Source organism: Bifidobacterium catulorum (assembly GCF_003129925.1).
Lineage (GTDB): Bacteria > Actinomycetota > Actinomycetes > Actinomycetales > Bifidobacteriaceae > Galliscardovia > Galliscardovia catulorum.
This window is the reverse complement of record NZ_QFFN01000070.1, coordinates 1-2,468: the sequence shown is the minus strand read 5'-3', so window position 1 is coordinate 2,468 and position 2,468 is coordinate 1. Positions and strand designations below refer to the sequence as shown.

2 protein-coding genes are annotated in these 2,468 nt (G+C 65.7%); both read left to right on the top strand.

Annotation, left to right across the window (positions count from 1 at the left end):
- Window positions 1-212 precede the first annotated feature (212 nt).
- Window positions 213-1,211, top strand: a complete 999-nt coding sequence (locus DF200_RS10500; RefSeq protein WP_109138214.1) for an ATP-binding cassette domain-containing protein — start codon at window positions 213-215, stop codon at window positions 1,209-1,211.
- Window positions 1,208-2,266, top strand: a complete 1,059-nt coding sequence (locus DF200_RS10495) for a hypothetical protein (RefSeq protein ID WP_146192076.1) — start codon at window positions 1,208-1,210, stop codon at window positions 2,264-2,266. Before DF200_RS10500 ends, DF200_RS10495 begins: the two co-directional genes overlap by 4 nt.
- Window positions 2,267-2,468: the final 202 nt, after the last annotated feature.

The window sequence follows — 2,468 nt, the reverse complement described above, 5'->3', positions numbered from 1 at the left end:
ACAGCTCCCCTCAGGGAGGGGAGCCGGGTGGGCGGGTCGTTCCATCCATTCGGCTCCCCTCGGGATCGAGGGGAGCTGGCCGCCGTAGGCGGTCTGAGGGGAGTCGTCCCCAATGGCTGTGACGTTCGGCAACCGGCTTCTCTCGGGGCCGAGGAGTCGTCCCCAATGGGCGGGGCATTGCTGGTGTAGGGCGGTGCGGGTAGGCTCGAATCATGATAGAGATAGAGGGACTCGTCAAGTCGTTCGGCGCAAAGAAGGCCGTCGACCAGGTCTCGTTCAAAGCGCTCAACGGACGCGTCACGGGCTTCCTCGGCCCCAACGGCGCCGGAAAATCCACCACCATGAAGGCCCTGCTCGGCCTGATTCGCCCCGATTCCGGCGAAGCGCTCATCGACGGCCGTCCGTTCGGCCGGCTCAGCTCACCCATGCGTTCCGTCGGCGCAGTGCTCGACGCCCGCTCAGCCCACAAAGGCATGAGCGCTTACACGCATCTGCGCGCGCTGGCCCTGACCAACGGCATCCCGAAATCCCGCGTGGACGAAGTCATCGACCTCACCGGCATCGCCAGCGTGAAGAAGCGCCGCGCCGGCACGTTCTCGCTTGGCATGAGCCAACGGCTCTCCATCGCCGCGGCCCTGCTCGGAGACCCGCACAATCTGGTGCTCGACGAACCCATCAACGGCCTCGACCCCGAAGGCGTCAAATGGGTGCGCGACCTATGCCGATACTATGCCGCGCAAGGCCGGGCCGTGCTGCTCAGCTCCCATCTCATGAGCGAGGTCGCCCTCACCGCCGACGACCTCGTCATCATCGGCCAAGGCCGCATACTGCGGCAGGTGAGCGTGGCACGGTTCGTGGACGAGCATTCCACACATGGCATCCGCATCGTCGCCCCCGACCCACGCCAGGTCCATGCCGCGCTCGCCGTCCTGCGCGGCGCACGAATACAGGACGTACCCCGCGAACAGGACGATCCTGCGGGCGGCTACGCGGTGCTCGTCTCCGGCGTCCCGCTGGAACCGGTCGCCCAACTGCTCGCCCACAACCAGGTGGTCGTCTACCGGTTCACGCAGGAACGGACGTCGCTTGAGGACGCCTACATGGAACTGACGCACGCCTCGGTCGAATACCATTCCCGCATTGGCAACGAAGACGCCGTCGACAACAAGGCCGCATCGACGCGGAACGCAGGACAGGGGGAGACACGATGAGCGCAGCACGACGACGAGGACGCCACACCGCCGGGGCGGTGGCATCACAGCCGGAACCATCCGCACCGCAGCCACCGCGGCAGGAGTCGGCATCGCAATCCGGCGTTGACGGCGAATATCTGCCCCAGCCGATCGATGCCCGGCGGTCACCGCGGGCCAACCGTCGCCGTCCCGCCGTCCGGTCGGAGGTCCCCAACGGCCGCGTAAGCATGTGGGGCTCGATTCGCGCCGAATTCGTCAAGACGCTCGGCTTGCAATCCACTTACTGGCTCATGGCTCTCACCGTCGCGTTCTACCCTATGGGCGCGGCGTTGAGCATATGGTCCGTATGGGTCACGTCCACCATGGACGAGAAAGGCAACCAGCTGGCCACACCCAAACCGATATCCGCCGCCGACCTGTGGATGTCGGTCTCCGGCATGACGTCCACGGTGGCACTCGTCGTCGGCATCTTCGGCGTCCTCGCCGTCACATCCGAATATTCGACGAAATCGATACAGGCCACGTTCGTCGCCAATCCACGTCGTGCCGACGTCATCGAGGCGAAATCGTTCGTCGTCGGCGTCATGACATTCGCGGCCTCGCTCACCGGACTGTTGATTTCATGGGGGATGCTCGCCGTCATATCCCGTGGCTGGACCGTCACGCCGCTTGCGGACGACCAGTGGCGGCTGCCGTGGATATCGCTGCTGGGCGCCGCGTTGGCCGCAACGCTGGCCGCGAAGATCGCGCTCGGCATCGGCGCGATATGCCGCGCGACGCCGGGCGGCATCTTCGCGCTCGTCGGCCTGCTCATGCTTGCGCCGAGCCTCCTGAGCATCATTTCGCTGGCGGCCAGCAGATTCGTGTGGATCAATACCATCGGCGCGTTCCTGCCGTCCGCCGCCATCGACACGTTCGTGCGCGGCGGATACCAGATGTCGTTAATGCTGTCGGTCGGACAGCCGGACTACTTCATGCCGAACTGGTGGCAGAGTCTGCTGATTCTCGTCGGATGGTGGATCGTGGCCGAAGGCGTCGGCACGCTGATCGTGCGCCGGGCCGACATCCGGTAGAGGCGTTGTGCCGTCGGCGGCGGTCGGGCGCCTGCCTGCGGCCGGGCCGACATCCGGTAGCGTTGGCTGTGGTGTTGTCTTGTTGATTCGTCGACCGTGTTGTCAACTCCCCTCAGACCGCCTTGCGGCGGCCAGCTCCCCTCATTCATGAGGGGAGCCTGTCGGGTGGTGCTGTTGCCGGCTGCTTCATCCATCCGCTCCT

Bases quoted from the DNA above. Each gene is read 5' to 3' on its own strand.
- DF200_RS10500 (WP_109138214.1), top strand. From the start codon at position 213: ATGATAGAGATAGAGGGACTCGTCAAGTCGTTCGGCGCAAAGAAGGCC.
- DF200_RS10495 (WP_146192076.1), top strand. From the start codon at position 1,208: ATGAGCGCAGCACGACGACGAGGACGCCACACCGCCGGGGCGGTGGCA.